Source organism: Methylobacterium jeotgali (assembly GCF_022179345.1).
GTDB lineage: Bacteria > Pseudomonadota > Alphaproteobacteria > Rhizobiales > Beijerinckiaceae > Methylobacterium > Methylobacterium jeotgali.
The window spans coordinates 49,252-64,198 of record NZ_BPQR01000031.1; the positions used below are offsets into that span (position 1 = coordinate 49,252).

Consider the following 14,947-nt stretch of genomic DNA (forward strand, 5'->3'; position numbering starts at 1 on the left):
CTCGGCGCTCTCGGAACGTATCAGCGTCAATACCAGATCGCGCCCCCGTGGCGATGGCATCCGCGCAACGGAGGAACGCCGGGCCGGCAGGCTCAGTCGCCGCGGCGCTCGCCGATCACGGAGGGGCCGCCGCCGGGGGGCAGGCCCGCCGCCTCCTGGACCCAGGCCAGGATGTCTTGCGCCCGCCAGGGCTTGGGGATGAAGGTCGCGGAGACCCGCAGGTCGCTCGGCTGATCGCCCGCGTCGCCCGAGGTGAGGAGGACGCGCACGCGCGGCCAGGTGACGCCGATGATCCGGGCGAGCTCGAAGCCGCCGATCGGCCCCGGCGTGCGCACGTCCGAGAACACGACGCTGACCTCGTCGGCGCGGTCGTTGAGGATCGCCAGGGCGTGGTCGGCGGTCTCGGCCTCGATCACGGCGAAGCCCGTCTCCTCCAGCAGCGAGGCCGCGAGAAAGCGCTCGTCCGGCTCGTCCTCGACGACGAGGATGACGGGCTTCCGGTCCGGGGCGTTCGCGTCGCTCATGGTCGGCGTACTCGCTCTCGGCGTAACGGCGGACCCGTCGCGAGGTTCTGTGTGCTCCGCCCGCGCCGGGAAACGCGGGGCCAGCAGGCACAGTGGCACAGGAGGGCGAGAACAGCCGTGTCCTCGAGAGCACAGCCAAGAACGGAGCGTGCGGCGCAGCGAGAGACACGACCTCGTGACCGCTGCGCCCGCAGCCGCCTTCAGGCGTCCGCGAGCAGGGGTCACGCGAGGCTTCGCGCGGACGTCGACGGCAGGGGGCCCGGCGGCCCGGCGGCCCACCGGACCTTCGGATCAGACGCGCGCGGCGACCTGTGCGGCGAGACGCCGCGTCGGCGCAACCGCGACCCGTTCGCGAGCCCGGGTGCGCGGCCGTAGGATCTCGCCGAGGCGGGCGAAGGCGGCCTCGCCCTCGCTGCGGCTCGCGCGGATGCCGAAGCCGAGGGCGAAGCTCTCGGCCAGAGCCGCGTCCCGCGCGATGCCGTAGCGCTCGAGGGCGACGAGGAAGGCTTCGCGGAACAGGCTCGGCGTGCACCAGCCCTTCTCAGCCATGTGGAGCGGCCAGTCCCAGAGCTCCGGCCCCCGGCGGCGGTCGATGGCCTCCCTCGGGATGTCGTAGCCGGTGTCGCGATGCTCCAGACCGTCCGCGGTCACCACCCACTCCGCGTTGCGGAAGAGGATCGCGGCGGCGAGATCGAAGTCGAGGTCGAGAACGTCGAGCACTGGCTCCTCCCGGTCGATCGCGGCGCCGACGCGCCGGATAGAACGTTTGAGGAACACTGTGCCGAATCGATGCGGGCGTCAACAGCACCGTTCACGATGCGTTCGTTTTTCCGACGAAGGCAGCGATCGTCAGCGCGTGCGGAACAGCGGGTGATCGATGCGGTCGCCGGGTCTGATGCCGAGCCGCGCGGCGGTGCCGGCGTTGAGCTCCAGCACCGACAGCACCGGCTCGTTCGAGGGGATGACCTGGGTCGAGAGCGGCTCGGCGTCGGCGGCGATGCGTGCGATGGTGCCGTCCTGCCGGATGAAGAGCATGTCGAGGGGCAGGTAGGTGTTCTTCATCCACATCGCGACGGGCTGCACCCGCTCGAAGTCGAACAGCATGCCCTGATCGGGCGCCATGCTGCGTCGGAACATCAGCCCGCGGGCGCGGGAAGCGTCGTCGCGCATCACCTCGACGTTGAAGACGTGGGTGCCCGAGCGCGTGACGATCGCCAGCGCCTCGCCGAGGGTGGTCTCGGCGCCGGGCGGGGCGGCGTTCACGGCGGCGGAGGGCAGCGCGCAGCCGAGGCCGAGCGCCAGGGCGAGGAGCGGGAGCCTGGGCATGGGTCTCATCAGTGCGAGGCCGGGAGCGCCCCGTCGACGAGGCGGACCTCGGCGGCCATCACGCCCTTGGAGCCGTCGCCGTAACGGACGAGGACAGTGTCGCCAGGCTTCAGCTCGGCGATACCGTAGCGGCGCAGGGTCTCCATGTGGACGAAGATGTCCGGCGTGCCCTCCCCCCGGCTGAGGAAGCCGAAGCCGCGCAGGCGGTTGAACCACTTCACCACCGCCGTCTCGAGCCCGCTCGTCGGCGTCACGCTGACATGGGTGCGCGCCACCGGCAGCTCCGCCGGATGCAGGGCCGCCGACTGGTCGAGGGAGACGACCCGGAAGGTCTGCCAGCCGCGCGCCCGCTCCACCGCCTCCACGACGATGCGCGCGCCCTCGCTGGCGGCCTGATGCCCGTCCCGCCGCAGGCAGGTGATGTGCAGGAGGATGTCCGGGCGGCCGTCGTCGGGCACGATGAAGCCGAAGCCCTTCGAGACGTCGAACCACTTGATCCGGCCGGCAACCTCCTCGAGCCGCAGATCGGCCCGCGACTCCTCGTCGAGGCCGCCCCCGGCCAGGGTCGTGGTCCCTGGCGCCTTCTCGGCGACCCCCGATCCCGCTTCGTCGGACATGTAAGCAACCCAACCCGAATCACACGCTGCGGCGTCAGAAACGAGATTAACAAAGTCTAGACTCGGCGGAAGCCCGTTCCACCGGCGCGGCTCGGCAGCATCTGCGTATTTTTCCGGCAATCGTCCCCGCCGCCACAGAGCGCCCTCAGGGGCGCGCCGCGCTGCATTTCGGACGCCCTCCGCCCTCACTCACGATCCCGTGAGCGCTTCGACCGCCCGGTGCGGGAATGCTAGGGGCGGAGCATGTCCGATCCGGATCCGACCGACGCGCCGCACCCGACCGACCGCGCGGCCGCGCACGAGGCCGTCGTCACGCAGCGGCGCCTGCCGGTCGTCGACGCCGCGCGCGGCCTCTGCCTCGCGGCGATGGCCGCCTATCACACGCTCTGGGATCTCGGCTTCCTGCGGCTGACGCCGGAGAACTACGCCCTCACCGGGGGCGGCCGGGCGGCGGCCCATGCCATCGCCGGCAGCTTCCTCCTGCTCGTCGGCGTCGGCGTGGTACTGATGAACGGGGCCGGCATCCACTGGCGCGCGACCCTGCAGCGCCTGCTCCGCATCGGCACGGGCGCGCTCCTCGTCACCGCCGGCACCTATCTCGCCTTCCCCGAGACCTACGTCTTCTTCGGCATCCTGCACTGTATCGCCGTATCGAGCCTGATGGCGCTGGCCTTCCTACGCTGGCCGGCCTGGATGCTGGCGCCGGCCGGGCTCGCGGTGATCGCGGCGCCGTTCGTCGTCGCGCATCCGCTCCTCGATGCTCCGGCGCTGGCCTTCCTCGGGCTCGGGCAGGCGGTGCCGCGCACCAACGACTTCGTGCCGCTGTTTCCCTGGTTCGGTCCGGTGCTGCTCGGGATGGCGCTGGCGAAGCTGGGGCTGCCGATCCTCGCCGCCTCGCGCGCCGGCTCCTGGCAGCCGCGCGGCTGGCCCGGACGGGCCGCCGCCTTCGCCGGCCGGCACAGCCTGATCGTCTACCTGATCCACCAGCCGGTGCTGCTGGCTCTGCTCTCTGGGCTCGCGGCGCTGACCGGCCCGCATCCCCGGGCCGGCTGGCCCGAGTTCCGGCGGGACTACGTGGCGATCTGCACCCGCACCGGCGGCTCGGCCGAGGCCTGCCGCATCGCGGCCCGCTGCACGGCCGAGGCGCTGCGGGCGGAGGGGTTGTGGTCGCGGGGCGAGCGCAGCTTCACGACGCCGGAGCGGCTGCGGGCGCAGCGCCTCTCGGGCGACTGCTACGCGGCGGCGGAGGGCTCGGCCCCGCCGCCGTGACGCCGATCAGTCCTTGGCGCGCTCCACGTAGGCGCCGTCCGCCGTCATGATCACGACGCGGGTGCCGGTGCCGATATGCGGAGGCACGGAGGTGCGCACGCCGTTCGAGAGCACCGCCGGCTTATAGGAGGAGGAAGCGGTCTGGCCCTTGAGCACCGGCTCGGTCTCGACCACCTCGAGGGTGACGCGCTGCGGCAGCTCGATGGTGAGCGGCGTGTCGTTGTGGATCGAGAGCATCACGGCCATGCCCTCCTGGAGGTAGGGGGCGGCATCGCCGACCACGTCCTCCGGCACGGCGACCTGCTCGTAGCTCTCGGGGTTCATGAAGTGGAAACCCTCGGCGTCGCTGTAGAGGAAGGTGTGCTCCCGGTCCTCGACGAAGGCGCGCTCGACCTGCTCGGTGGTGCGGTAGCGCTCGGAGACCTTCACGCCGTCGGTGATGCGGCGCATGTCGAGCTGCGTCACCGGAGTGCCCTTGCCGGGATGGATGTTCTCGGCGAACAGGATCACGTAGAGCTTGCCGTCCTTCTCGACGACGTTGCCCTTGCGGAGCGTTGAGGCGATCACCTTCACGGGGTCAGGTCCTGCTTTGATGGAATCCGGAGGCGCTCGGCAGCGCGGCGATCCGCGGGCCGAGGGCGTGTTGTTCCGCCACTATCCTATCCGCGAGGCGGTTGCCAGCCGCAGAGAGCCGACCATCGAGCCGACTTTGGAACCCGCCGTGCCGCCGATTCGCCCCCGTTCGCCGAGCCGGTCCGCCGGATGAGCGCCCCCTCGCCCTGGTGGACTCCGGCGCGCCACGCGGACCGCCGCGGCCGGCTGCTGACCCGCAACCGGATCACCGCGGCGCTGCGGGCGCATCTCGGCGGCCAGGGCTTCGTCGAGGTCGAGGCGGCTGCGCTCCAGGTCTCGCCGGGCAACGAGGCGCATCTCTCGGCCTTCGCCACCGCGGCGACGGCGCCGGACGGCAGCCGGCATCCGCTGTACCTGCACACCTCGCCGGAGTTCGCCTGCAAGAAGCTGCTCGCGGCGGGCGAGGAGCGCCTGTTCAGCCTCTCGCGGGTGTTCCGCGACCGCGAGCGCGGACCGCTGCATCATCCCGAGTTCACGATGCTCGAATGGTACCGCGCGGGGGAGCCCTACGCGCGCATCATGGCCGACTGCGCCGCGATGCTGGCGCTCGCCGCCGAGACGGCCGGTACAGACCGCCTGACTTGGCGGGGTCGCGAGGCCGACCCCTTCGCCGCGCCGGAGCGGATCACCGTCGCGGAGGCTTTTTCGCGCCACGCCGGCATCGATCTCCTCGCGACGCTCGGAGCCGATGGCGAGCCCGACCGCGAGGCTCTGGCGGAGCAGGTCTCGACGGCGGGCCTGCGCGTTGCCGACGACGACACCTGGGCGGACCTGTTCAGCCGCGTGCTCGTGGCGCGGGTCGAGCCGCAGCTCGGCCTCGGCCGCCCGACGATCCTGTGCGAGTACCCGGCCTGCGAGGCCGCGCTCGCCCGGCGCAAGGACGGCGACCGGCGCGTCTCCGAGCGCTTCGAGCTCTACGCCTGCGGGGTCGAGCTCGCCAACGGCTTCGGCGAGCTGACCGACCCGGAAGAGCAGCGCCGCCGCTTCGAGGCGGAGATGGCCGAGAAGCTGCGGGTCTACGGCGAGACCTACCCGATCGACGAGGATTTTCTGGCCGCGCTGGCGATCATGCCGGAGGCGAGCGGCGTCGCGCTGGGGCTCGACCGGCTGGTGATGCTCGCGACCGGCGCCCGCCACATCGAGGACGTGCTCTGGACCCCGGTCGCGGAGACCGTCGCGTGAGCCGGCCGCTGCGCACGGCGCGGGACCTCGTGGCGGCGGGCCTCGCCTCGGCGGACGATCTGCCGATGCTGGAGGCGGTGAGCGCCCGCTACGCGCTGTCGCTGACGCAGGACCTCGCCGAGCTGATCGATGCGGCCGACCCCGCCGACCCGATGGGCCGCCAGTTCCTTCCCCGGGCCGAGGAGCTGGAGACCGCGCCCGTCGAGCGCGCCGACCCGATCGGCGACGACGCGCACGCGCCGCTTCCCGGCATCGTCCACCGCTATCCCGACCGGGTGCTGCTGAAGCCGCTCCACGTCTGCCCGGTCTACTGCCGCTTCTGCTTCCGGCGGGAGGTCGTGGGACCCTCCGGACTCGGCACGCTGAGCGACACCGAGATGGAAGCGGCGCTCGCCTACATCGCGGAGCGTCCCGCGATCTGGGAGGTGGTGCTGACGGGCGGCGATCCTTTCGCCCTGTCGCCGCGCCGGCTCGGCGCCATCGCGAGCGCGCTCTCGGGGATCGCGCATGTGAAGGTGCTGCGCGTCCACACCCGCGTGCCGGTGGTCGATCCGGGCCGCGTCGGCGGCGACCTCGTCGCGGCGCTCAGAGGGTTCGGACGGGCCGTGTTCGTGGCGCTCCACGCCAACCACCCCCGCGAGTTCACGCCTGCGGCCCGCGCGGCCATCGCCCGGCTCGTGGATGCCGGCATCCCGATGGTGAGCCAGAGCGTGCTGCTGCGGGGCGTCAACGACGACGCGCCGACGCTGGAGGCGCTGATGCGGGCCTTCGTCGAGAACCGCGTGAAGCCCTACTACCTCCACCACGGCGACCTCGCCCCGGGCACGGCGCACCTGCGCACCGGTCTCGATGAAGGGCAGGCGCTGATGCGGACCTTGCGCGGAAAGCTCTCCGGGCTTGCGCAGCCGGCCTACGTGCTCGACATCCCCGGCGGCCACGGCAAGGTGCCGGTGGGGCCGGGCTATCTCCGCACCGGGTCCGGGCGGTCCGTCGTCACCGATCCGTCCGGGATCGAGCACCCCTACCCGCCCGAGGAAGAGGCCTGAGAGGACGCATGCGCAAGCTCTGGGGACGGGCGAACTCCGTCAACGTGCAGAAGGCGCTCTGGGCGCTGGAAGAACTCGGCGAGCCCTACGAACGCGTCGAGGCGGGCGGCGCCTTCGGCGTCGTGAACGATCCCGCCTTCCTGGCGCTCAACCCCAACGGCCTCGTGCCCGTGCTGGAGGAGGACGGTTTCGCGCTCTGGGAATCGAACGCCATCCTGCGTCACCTCGCCGAGACCGGCGGCGCAGCGCTGGCGTTGCCCGAGGCGCCCCGCGAGCGCGCCCGGGTGCATCAGTGGCTCGACTGGCAGGCGACGGCCTTCACCCTCGCCATGCGCGACGCCTTCCTCCAGAGCTTCCGCTTCAAGCCGGCCGACCGCGACCAGGCCCTCATCGCCGCCTCCGCCGCCCGCAGCGAGCGCTGCGCCGAGATCCTCGACCGGCACCTCAATGGGCGCGACTTCATGGTCGGCGAGCGCTTCGGCATCGCCGACATCGCGGTGGCCTGCGCGGCCTATCGCTGGCTGAACATCCCCGTCGATCCGAAGCCGCGCCCCAACGTCGCCCGCTGGCTCGATCGCCTCGCCGAGCGCCCGGCCTCGGCCTGCGTGCTCGGCCAGCCCCTGAGCTGACCGGAAAGACCTTGCCGCGGGGCGCGCCGCGCCACAGGTTCGCCCCGCTCCACCGACCCATCGAAAGTGTTTGAGCCCGATGTCGATCGATCCGACGCTGCGCGACGCCCTTCTCGCCGTGCCGTCCTCCGGGCTGGCGCGGGTGCTTGCACGGCGCGGCCTCTCGGCCTGCGCCCTGCGGGGCCTGCGCGCCCGCACCGGCGCGGTGGCGGCCGGCCCGGCCTTCACCCTGCGCTTCATCCCGGCACGGGGCGATGCCGGCGTGTCGCTCGCCGAGGCGATCGAGGCGGTACCCCACGGCGCGGTGGTGGTCGCCGACACCGGCGGCGCGCGGGAGCCCCTGCCCTTCGCGGCGATGCTGAGCGTGCGCCTCGCAAACCGGGGCGCCGCGGGCTTCGTCACCGACGGCACCCTCGCCGGGCCGAACGTGATGCCGGTCTGGCACGGGGCCGGGGCCGGACACGGGCCGGGCCTGATCCTGGCGGGCTACGACCAGCCGGTGGCCTGCGGCGGCGCGGCGGTGCATCCCGGCGACATCGTGGTCGGCGACGCGGACGGCGTCCTCGCGATCCCCGCCGAGATCACCGAGGAGGTGGCGCTGGAGGCCGTCGACCAGCAGCGGCTCGACCTCTGGCTCCAGCGCGAGGTCGATTCCGGCCGCCCCCTCTCCGGCCTGCTGCCCCCCGATGCGGAAACGCTCGAGCGCTACCGGACCGAGACCGGGCAGGCCTGACGCGTCCCCGGCCGCCTCGTCGTCACGACGTCCCGCGTTCCGGTCCCGACGCGCACTCGCGCCGGACCGGCATCCCCTTCGGCTGAGAGCGCCCCTTCCATGTTCTTCCCGCTCTCGAAGGTGATCTTCTTCGCGATCACCCCCTCGAACCTGCTGATCTTCGCAACCGTCCTCGGGGCGCTCATCGCCGTCACGCGCTTCCGCCGCACGGGCGCGGCGCTCGCCGTCCTCGGCGGCGGCGGTCTCGTCGTCGCGGGCCTGAGCCCCCTCTGCTACCTCGTCGTCCTGCCCCTGGAGCAGCGCTTCCCCGCCTTCGTCGACGACGGGCGCCCGATTGCCGGCATCATCGCGCTCGGCGGCGGCATCGAGGCGGGCCTGTCGAGCGCCCGCGATCAGGTCGTCGTCAACGATGCCGGCGAGCGGCCGATCTACTTCGCCGACCTCGCCCGCCGCTATCCGCAGACGCGGCTGGTGTTCTCCGGCGGCAGCGGTTCGCTCCGCGACGGCACCCTGGCGGAGGCCAACATCGTCAGCCGGCAGGCCGAGGTGCTGGGCCTGCCGCGCAGCCGCCTGATCCTCGAGACCCAGTCGCGCAACACCCGCGAGAACGCCCTGTTCAGCGCCCGCATCGTCCAGCCGAAGCCCGGCGAGCGCTGGATCCTGGTGACCTCGGCCGCGCACATGCCACGCTCGGTCGGCTGCTTCCGGGAGGCGGGCTTCGAGGTGATCGCCCATCCAGTCGACTACCGCGCCCGCGGCTGGATGGACGCGACCCGCGTCAACAGCTTCGCCTCGGACGGGCTCCTCACCCTCGACCTCGCGGTGAAGGAGTGGATCGGCCTCGTCGCCTACCGGCTGTCGGGCTACACCGACGCGCTGTTTCCCGCGCCAGAGGCGCCGTCGGCGGGCAGCGCCAGCCGGTAGATGCCGCGGAAGGTCTCGGGATCATCGACGACCCGGCCCTTGCGCAGGATCGCGACGCGGTTCTCGCGCATCAGCCGCTCGGCGACCCGGCGCACCGGCTTCATCAGCGGCCCCCAGCCGTCCGGATGCGGGCCTCCCAGCGCGCGGGCGACCTCGGAGGGGCAGACGGTCTTGCCGGCGCCCCGCTCCGCGACGAGCCGCAGCATCGTCTCTTCGATCTCCGCCTCGCTCAACCTCGCCTCCAGGGTTCGTCCCGCAGCAGCGAGGCGCGGATCGGCGAGGCGAACTGGCGCCGCCACATCACCAGCACCACGGCGGTGGTCGTCGCCATCATCAGCCAGGCGCTCACGAACCAGCCGAGATAGGCGAGCGCGAAGAAGAAGGCCCGCTGCCCCTTGGCGAAGTGCCGGCCGGCGGCGGTGTTCATCGCCGCAGCGCGGTGGGCGGCCTTCAGCATCTCCTCGCGGGGGACGCCGGCCCCCATCGGGGGAATCGCGCCGATCAGGATCGCGCCGTAGTTGAACAGGCGATACGCCCAGGCGAACTTGAAGAACGCGTACACGAACACCACCGCGAGGCCCGCGACCTTCATCTCCCAGGTGGCACGGCTCGCGATGGTGCCGAAGGGCAGCGCGCCGAACAGGGTCAGCACGTCGTCGCCCGAGCGCGACAGGGTGAGGACGCCGCCGAGCGCCAGCAGCGAGGTCGACGCGAAGAAGGCGGTGCCGTTCTGGAGCGAGGCGTTGATGGTGGTGTCGACAACCCGGTTGTCGCGCACGAGCATCTGCTCCGCCCAGACCCGGCGCTGCTCGTTCATGATCTGCGTCAGCGACACCGCCCGCCCGCGCAGGCGCCCCACCGAGAGGCCGTAGCCGACCCAGGCGGCGATGAAGTAGGCGAGCGCCGCGAGATCGGCATAGGCGAGGCCGATCCGGCTCGTCAGGCTGTCCATGGTCCTCGCGGCCGAGAGCTGAAGGCCGGAGGGAGCCCGGCGCCGATCCATGGGCTCGCTAGCGCGGGGGACGGCGCCCTGTCGAGGGCGATTCAGCCGTAGCGGATGACGAACCCGTCCGCCGGCCGCTCCCCGCGCTCGGTTACCTGCACCCCGTCGACTCGGGCTCCCGAGGGCCCCTCGCGGCACTCGGCGAGCATCGCCTCGACGGTCTCAGACGATCCGGAGAAGACCGCCTCGACCGATCCGTCCTCCCGGTTGCGGACGTGGCCGCAAAGGCCGTGGGCAAGCGCCCGCCGCTCCGTCCAGGCACGGTAGCCGACGCCCTGCACCCGCCCGGTGATCACCGCCTCGACCGTGCGATCGCTCAATTCCGCATCTCCCTCAGGCCGCCGGCCGGCGCAGCCAGCCCGCCATCTCCCGGCGATACGGGCCGGGAAGCTGCGCCGCCTCGGCCGCGCGCAGCACGCCTTCCATGTAGCCCGGCCGCGGGGCGCCGCTCGCGGTGCTGCGCCCGAGATAGATCAGCGCCCGCTTCGCGCCACCGGACATCGCCACCGGCTGCGCGGCCTTCACGTAGAGCCCACCGGCCACACCCTCGTAGCGGTCGAGCGCCGGCACGTCGCCGAGCGCCAGGTCCCAGACCACGCCCCAGACCGAGCGGGCGGGGTCGCGCAGCACCGAGGCGTAGCCCTCCTTCATGATGATGAAGCGATGGCGCAGAAGCCGGCCCTGGCCGATCAGCCTGGAGTTCGGACAGCGCAGCGCCATGGCGGCGGCGTCCATGTTGGCGCCGTAGGCGAAGTAGAGGGGCATCGGCTCCGGCGGCGGACGGCTACTTCAGCTCGCCCCGTTCCTCGGCGCGCTTCACGGCCCACTCGTTGGCGCGCACGGCCGCGTAGGCCATCGTCAGTGCGATGGCCGGAATCCCGAAGATCACGAAGATCTCGCCCGAACTCATGGCTTGAGGCTCCGAAGCGCGCGCCTTGCCGCCCAATGTAAGCAGACGCCCGTGGAAAGCCAGAGGACGACGAACAGCGCGGTCGCCGACTGGAACGGCGGCGCGTTGGAAACGCCGAAGCTCAGCGCGATCACCGGCGTCACGAAGCCGACGACGACGAAGGCCACCGCGACGTTGTTGAGCGCGGTGGCGAGAAGCTTGGTCTGCTCGTTATGGACCGCGCTCACCGCCGCGCCTGCGCGTCAGGCGAACTCCAGGATCACCGCGTCGACGGCGAGACTGTCGCCCTCCTTGGCGTGGATCTTGGAGACGGTGGCGTCGCGCTCGGCGCGCAGCACGTTCTCCATCTTCATCGCCTCGACGACGGCGAGCGGCTCGCCGCTCTTCACCTCGGCGCCCTCGCTGACAAGGATCGACTTCACGAGGCCGGGCATCGGGCAGAGCACCTGCTTACCCGAGCCCGCCTGCTCCTTCACCGGCATCAGCGCGGCCAGCTCGGCCTCGCGGCGGGTGAAGACGCGGGCCTCGGCCGCCGCGCCCGCGTGCTGGAGCGCCACGCCATTGAGGAGCCCGCGGACCTGGATCGCCACGACCTTGCCGCCGATGGTGCCGGTCCAGACCGGCTCGCCGGGCCGCCATTCGCTCGCGACCTCGAGGGCGGTGCCGTCCGCCTCCGTCACGAGGATCGCATCTGCGCGCGCCTCCACCGTCACCGGATAGCTGCGGCCGGCGAGGAGCACGACGCGGTCACGCTCGAAATGGAGAAGGCTCGGGTCGCGCATCTGGCCGGAGATACCGCGCTTGCGCTGGTTGAGCTTGTGGTCGATGGCCGCCGCCGCCGCCGCCATGCGCCGGGCGATCTCGCCCTCGGGCTCGGGCGCGGTGAAGCCCTCCGGAAACTCCTCGGCGATGAAGCCCGTCGAGAGGTTGCCCTCCCGCCAGCGCGGGTGGGCCATCAGGGCCGCGAGGAACGGGATGTTGTGGCGGATGCCGTCGATGGCGAAGGCATCGAGGGCACGGGCCTGCGACTCGATCGCGGCGAGCCGGGTCGGGGCCCAGGTGACGAGCTTGGCGATCATCGGATCGTAGTGGATGGCGATCTCGCCGCCCTCCTCCACGCCGGTGTCGTTGCGCACGATGGCGTCGCCCTCCGGCCCCTCCTCCGGAGGCTGGTAGACCGTCAGCCGACCGATGGAGGGCAGGAAGTTGCGGGTCGGGTCCTCGGCGTAGACGCGGCTCTCCACCGCCCAGCCGTTCAGCTTCACGTCGGACTGCGCCAGCGGCAGCCGCTCGCCCGCCGCGACGCGGATCATCAGCTCCACGAGGTCGAGGCCGGTGATCATCTCCGTCACCGGGTGCTCGACCTGGAGGCGGGTGTTCATCTCGAGGAAGTAGAAGGACTTGTCCTGACCCGCCACGAACTCGACGGTGCCGGCGGAGTCGTAGCTCACGGCCTTCGCCAGCGCGACGGCCTGCTCGCCCATCTTCCGGCGGGTCGCCTCGTCCAGCAGCGGCGAGGGCGCCTCCTCGATGACCTTCTGGTTGCGGCGCTGGATCGAGCACTCGCGCTCGCCGAGGTAAATCACGTTGCCGTGCTTGTCGCCGATCACCTGGATCTCGATGTGGCGCGGATCGGTGATGAACTTCTCCACGAACACCCGGTCGTCGCCGAAGGAGGAGGACGCCTCCGACCTGGCGCGGGCGAACCCTTCCGCGACCTCGTCGGCAGAGTGGGCGATGCGCATGCCCTTGCCGCCGCCGCCGGCCGACGCCTTGATCATCACGGGGTAGCCGATCTCGTCGGCGATGGTCACGGCCTGCTCCGGGCTCTCGATGACGCCGAGGAAGCCGGGCACGGTCGAGACGTTGGCGGCAGCCGCCGCCTTCTTCGATTCGATCTTGTCGCCCATGGCGGCGATGGCGCCGGGGTTCGGGCCGATGAAGGTGATGCCGGCCTCGGCCAGCGCCCGCGGGAAGGCCTCGCGCTCCGAGAGGAAGCCGTAGCCGGGATGGACCGCCTGCGCGCCGGTCTGCCGGCAGGCATCGATGATCTTCTCGATCACGAGGTAGGACTGCGCGGCCGGCGCCGGGCCGATATGCACGGCCTCGTCGGCCATGGCGACGTGCACCGCATCCCGGTCGGCGTCGGAGTAGACGGCGACCGTCTTGATGCCCATCCGGCGGGCGGTCTTGATGATGCGGCAGGCGATCTCGCCGCGGTTGGCAATCAGGATCTTGTCGAACATCGCGTGCGCCTGCTTCCGGGTGCTTACTCGTCCCGGAAGGACCGGGTGGAGGACCCCGTTAAAGCAGTCGAGAAGCCGGCGAAAGCTGTACCCTGGTCGACCACGGAATCCCGGCGCAAATCGCTTTGAGAGCCTCGTGAAGCGATTTTGACGGGCCGAGCCGAGCCGGTCAGGCGGCGAGCGGGAAGGCCTGCTCGCGCACCGCGGGAAGGCCCTGGCTGCGGCGGTTGGCGTCGAGCGCGAAGGCGACGAGACTCTCGTCGCTGGCCTGTGCCTCGCGGACCACGGCGATGGCGATGCGCGCGGAGAGCTCGGAAGGGCCGTCGCGGCCGGTGAGCGAGGCGCGCAGCCAAGCGGCGGTCTCGCGCTCGATCCGGCCGGTCGGGCGCTCGCCCCACACCGAGAAGTCGACGATCGCGGCGACGAGCCAGTCGCCGAAGGCGCCGTCGGCATCCGTGACGGCGCGGCCGAGCGCGATCAGCATGTCGGCCTCGTCGCGCTCCATGATGCCGTCCGGCAGGATGTCGCGGGAGAGATGCGCCACGTCGCGGGCCTCGATGCGGCCGGCGGCGGCGACATGGTTGCAGAAGTGCTGCAGCGTTGCGTTGATCATCTCTTGATACCTCCCCGGCTTTTGCTTGCGCCGGTCTTGAACCCCGTGTGTCTCCACTATGATCGGCGCCGCTCCTTTCGCGGTTAATGGCGAAATCTGAACTGGCGTTCAGGTTAAAGCGTGCTCACGAACCAGGATTACGGAGAGGTTGCCGGGCACCGTCGCAACGGCCCGCCCGATGCGAGGGGCCCGAAGGCGCGGCTGTCGGACTGGCGCACAACATGCCAGGATAGGAGCGCGCGTCGTTCGCCCTTAAGCGAACACGTCACGAAGCTTCGGTCCGCGCTACCTTGAGCGACGGCGCGACATGATCCGGTCGAGAACGGCCGGACCTCGGGAGGACGAGAACGACGTGACCACCCTTTACGTGAGCCATCCCGCGGCCCTGGAGCACGAGGTGCCCTCGGGCCATCCCGAGCGTCCCGATCGCATGCGCGCCGTCGAGCGGGCGCTGGAGAACGAGCGCTTCGCCGGGCTGGTGCGGGTGCAGGCGCCCCGCGCGGAGCCGGAGGTCGCCACCCTCGCCCACCCGACGGAGTTCGTGGAGGCGATCGTCTCGGCGGTGCCGGCGAGCGGCATCGTGGCGATCGACTCCGACACGCTGCTCTCGCCGGGAAGTCTCGGCGCCACCCTCCACGCCATCGGCGGCGCCAACCACGCCGTCGACGCGGTGATGAAGGGCGAGTGCGCCAACGCCTTCGTGGGGATGCGGCCGCCAGGCCACCATGCGGAGAAGACCAGGGCGATGGGCTTCTGCCTGTTCAACCACGCGGCCATCGCGGCGCGCTACGCCCGCAAGGCGCACGGCCTGTCCCGCGTGGCGCTGGTCGACTGGGACGTGCACCACGGCAACGGCTCGCAGGACATCTTCTGGGACGACGAAGACGTGCTCTACGCCTCGACCCACCAGATGCCGCTCTATCCCGGCACCGGCGCCCCCTCCGAGCGGGGCAGCAAGAACACCATCGTGAATGTGCCCCTGCGCCCGAACGATGACGGCGAGGTGTTTCGCGAGGCGTTCGAGAACGGCGTCCTGCCCCGCGTCGACGCCTTCGCGCCGGACCTGATCATCATCTCGGCCGGCTTCGACGCCCACCGCCTCGATCCGCTCGCCAACCTGCGCCTCGACGAGGCCGACTTCGGCTGGGCGACCCGCAAGCTGATGGAACTCGCCGACAAGCACGCGGGCGGGCGCGTCGTGTCGATCCTCGAGGGCGGCTACTCGCTGGAAGGCCTCGGCAAGTCGGTCGCCGCGCACATGGACGCGCTGATGGGGCGGTAGGAAAAACCCG

General features: G+C 71.6%; 20 protein-coding genes. 7 read left to right on the forward strand and 13 right to left on the reverse strand.

Annotated features, from left to right (window positions below; genetic code table 11):
- Positions 1–92: 92 nt before the first annotated feature.
- The 4 genes from MFF04_RS09630 to MFF04_RS09645 form a co-directional block, all read right to left on the reverse strand.
- A complete protein-coding gene (locus MFF04_RS09630) occupies positions 93–524 on the reverse strand; it encodes a response regulator (protein ID WP_238275364.1) in 432 nt (143 codons plus the stop codon).
- Positions 525–815: 291 nt separating this feature from the next.
- A complete protein-coding gene (locus tag MFF04_RS09635; RefSeq protein ID WP_238275365.1) occupies positions 816–1,244 on the reverse strand; it encodes a hypothetical protein in 429 nt (142 codons plus the stop codon).
- A 129-nt stretch (positions 1,245–1,373) separates the two neighbouring features.
- A complete protein-coding gene (locus MFF04_RS09640; RefSeq protein WP_373319998.1) occupies positions 1,374–1,859 on the reverse strand; it encodes a DUF192 domain-containing protein in 486 nt (161 codons plus the stop codon).
- Positions 1,859–2,467: a cold-shock protein gene (locus tag MFF04_RS09645; RefSeq protein WP_238275370.1), complete on the reverse strand. Its 609-nt coding sequence runs from the start codon at positions 2,465–2,467 to the stop codon at positions 1,859–1,861. The genes MFF04_RS09640 and MFF04_RS09645 overlap by 1 nt, the downstream gene beginning before the upstream one ends.
- A 243-nt stretch (positions 2,468–2,710) precedes the next feature.
- On the opposite strand from MFF04_RS09645, the gene MFF04_RS09650 reads away from it, so the two are divergent.
- The gene (locus MFF04_RS09650) at positions 2,711–3,736 is read left to right on the forward strand and encodes a heparan-alpha-glucosaminide N-acetyltransferase (RefSeq protein WP_238275372.1); all 1,026 of its coding nucleotides are present in this window, start codon (positions 2,711–2,713) and stop codon (positions 3,734–3,736) included.
- A gap of 6 nt (positions 3,737–3,742) precedes the next feature.
- Here the strand turns inward: MFF04_RS09650 and efp are convergent, their stop codons facing one another.
- Positions 3,743–4,309 carry an elongation factor P gene (gene efp / locus MFF04_RS09655; protein WP_238275374.1) on the reverse strand — a complete coding sequence of 189 codons (567 nt, stop codon included), beginning with the start codon at positions 4,307–4,309 and terminating at the stop codon, positions 3,743–3,745.
- A 189-nt stretch (positions 4,310–4,498) separates the two neighbouring features.
- On the opposite strand from efp, the gene epmA reads away from it, so the two are divergent.
- From epmA to MFF04_RS09680, 5 genes are all read left to right on the forward strand, one after another.
- On the forward strand, positions 4,499–5,551 hold the full coding sequence (gene epmA / locus MFF04_RS09660; protein WP_238275376.1) for an EF-P lysine aminoacylase EpmA: 1,053 nt from the start codon (positions 4,499–4,501) through the stop codon (positions 5,549–5,551).
- Positions 5,548–6,597 carry a lysine-2,3-aminomutase-like protein gene (locus MFF04_RS09665; RefSeq protein WP_238275377.1) on the forward strand — a complete coding sequence of 350 codons (1,050 nt, stop codon included), beginning with the start codon at positions 5,548–5,550 and terminating at the stop codon, positions 6,595–6,597. The genes epmA and MFF04_RS09665 overlap by 4 nt, the downstream gene beginning before the upstream one ends.
- A gap of 8 nt (positions 6,598–6,605) precedes the next feature.
- Entirely contained in the window at positions 6,606–7,226 is a 621-nt protein-coding gene (locus MFF04_RS09670; RefSeq protein ID WP_238275378.1) for a glutathione S-transferase family protein, read from the forward strand.
- 79 nt (positions 7,227–7,305) lie between these two features.
- Positions 7,306–7,959, forward strand: a complete 654-nt coding sequence (locus tag MFF04_RS09675; protein ID WP_238275380.1) for an RraA family protein — start codon at positions 7,306–7,308, stop codon at positions 7,957–7,959.
- Positions 7,960–8,058: 99 nt separating this feature from the next.
- Positions 8,059–8,883 carry a YdcF family protein gene (locus MFF04_RS09680; RefSeq protein ID WP_238275382.1) on the forward strand — a complete coding sequence of 275 codons (825 nt, stop codon included), beginning with the start codon at positions 8,059–8,061 and terminating at the stop codon, positions 8,881–8,883.
- On the opposite strand, the gene MFF04_RS09685 is transcribed toward MFF04_RS09680, so the two are convergent.
- The 8 genes from MFF04_RS09685 to MFF04_RS09715 all read right to left on the reverse strand — a co-directional run bounded on the left by MFF04_RS09685 (position 8,823) and on the right by MFF04_RS09715 (position 13,655).
- Entirely contained in the window at positions 8,823–9,089 is a 267-nt protein-coding gene (locus tag MFF04_RS09685; RefSeq protein WP_238275508.1) for a DUF3253 domain-containing protein, read from the reverse strand. The two genes, MFF04_RS09680 and MFF04_RS09685, sit on opposite strands and share 61 nt — an antisense overlap.
- A 23-nt stretch (positions 9,090–9,112) precedes the next feature.
- The gene (locus MFF04_RS09690) at positions 9,113–9,835 is read right to left on the reverse strand and encodes a DUF599 domain-containing protein (RefSeq protein ID WP_238275383.1); all 723 of its coding nucleotides are present in this window, start codon (positions 9,833–9,835) and stop codon (positions 9,113–9,115) included.
- A 92-nt stretch (positions 9,836–9,927) separates the two neighbouring features.
- Positions 9,928–10,206 carry an acylphosphatase gene (locus MFF04_RS09695; protein WP_238275385.1) on the reverse strand — a complete coding sequence of 93 codons (279 nt, stop codon included), beginning with the start codon at positions 10,204–10,206 and terminating at the stop codon, positions 9,928–9,930.
- A gap of 13 nt (positions 10,207–10,219) precedes the next feature.
- Entirely contained in the window at positions 10,220–10,651 is a 432-nt protein-coding gene (locus tag MFF04_RS09700; RefSeq protein ID WP_238275386.1) for a gamma-glutamylcyclotransferase family protein, read from the reverse strand.
- 19 nt (positions 10,652–10,670) lie between these two features.
- Complete coding sequence (locus tag MFF04_RS21925; RefSeq protein WP_283206356.1) at positions 10,671–10,796, reverse strand: hypothetical protein; 126 nt, start codon at positions 10,794–10,796, stop codon at positions 10,671–10,673.
- Positions 10,793–11,023, reverse strand: coding sequence for a hypothetical protein (locus MFF04_RS09705; protein WP_238275388.1), 231 nt, complete (start codon positions 11,021–11,023; stop codon positions 10,793–10,795). The genes MFF04_RS21925 and MFF04_RS09705 overlap by 4 nt, the downstream gene beginning before the upstream one ends.
- 15 nt (positions 11,024–11,038) lie before the next feature.
- Entirely contained in the window at positions 11,039–13,042 is a 2,004-nt protein-coding gene (locus MFF04_RS09710) for an acetyl-CoA carboxylase biotin carboxylase subunit (RefSeq protein WP_238275390.1), read from the reverse strand.
- A 169-nt stretch (positions 13,043–13,211) separates the two neighbouring features.
- A complete protein-coding gene (locus tag MFF04_RS09715) occupies positions 13,212–13,655 on the reverse strand; it encodes a hypothetical protein (RefSeq protein WP_238275392.1) in 444 nt (147 codons plus the stop codon).
- Positions 13,656–14,007: 352 nt separating this feature from the next.
- On the opposite strand from MFF04_RS09715, the gene MFF04_RS09720 reads away from it, so the two are divergent.
- The gene (locus tag MFF04_RS09720) at positions 14,008–14,937 is read left to right on the forward strand and encodes a histone deacetylase family protein (RefSeq protein WP_238275394.1); all 930 of its coding nucleotides are present in this window, start codon (positions 14,008–14,010) and stop codon (positions 14,935–14,937) included.
- The last annotated feature ends 10 nt before the right edge of the window (positions 14,938–14,947 follow it).